Raw genomic sequence first — 497 nt, forward strand, 5'->3', positions numbered from 1 at the left:
TCGGAGGCGGGCTCAACTTCAAGGGAAAGAAAATGCTGGCCTTACTGGGACATCAATTGTCAGGAGATGTCCGCATGGTTGTCGTTGCCCACCCAGACCGATTGGCAATATGGGGATTTGACTTGTTTCGATGGCTCTGTGAGCAAAACAGTTGCTCACTCATGGTTCTCAACCAGACAAGTCTCAGTCCAGAACCAGAAATGGTTGAGGACATCCTCGCCCTCTTCCACTGCTTTAGCTCCAGATTATACGGACGGAGTAAATACAAAACTCAGGTCAAAGAAGATCCGGATTTACCCCAGCCCAGAGCTAAATCAAGTCTGGCGTAAATGGCTGGCTGCTTGTAGGTATTGCTACAACCAAGCAATTGCATTATCTAGGAGTGGTAAACGACTAAGCAAACTGAAATTACGCAACGAAGTGATGCAGAGTGACTTACCTGAATGGGTCAAAGAAACACCCTGCCATATTCGGCAGAATGCTATCTTTGATGCCTC

The 497-nt window shown here is 47.3% G+C and carries 1 protein-coding gene and 1 pseudogene; both read left to right on the top strand.

Annotated elements, in window-relative coordinates:
• Positions 1 to 329 (top strand): annotated as a pseudogene (locus P5683_RS25775) (IS607 family transposase); the annotation flags it as partial.
• Positions 292 to 497 (top strand): helix-turn-helix domain-containing protein (locus P5683_RS25780; protein ID WP_315645990.1); only part of this gene is annotated, 206 nt, incomplete at its 3' end. The pseudogene P5683_RS25775 and the gene P5683_RS25780, both read left to right, overlap by 38 nt.

This window comes from Limnospira sp. PMC 1279.21, from assembly GCF_032349615.1.
Classification (GTDB): Bacteria; Cyanobacteriota; Cyanobacteriia; order Cyanobacteriales; family Microcoleaceae; genus Limnospira; species Limnospira fusiformis.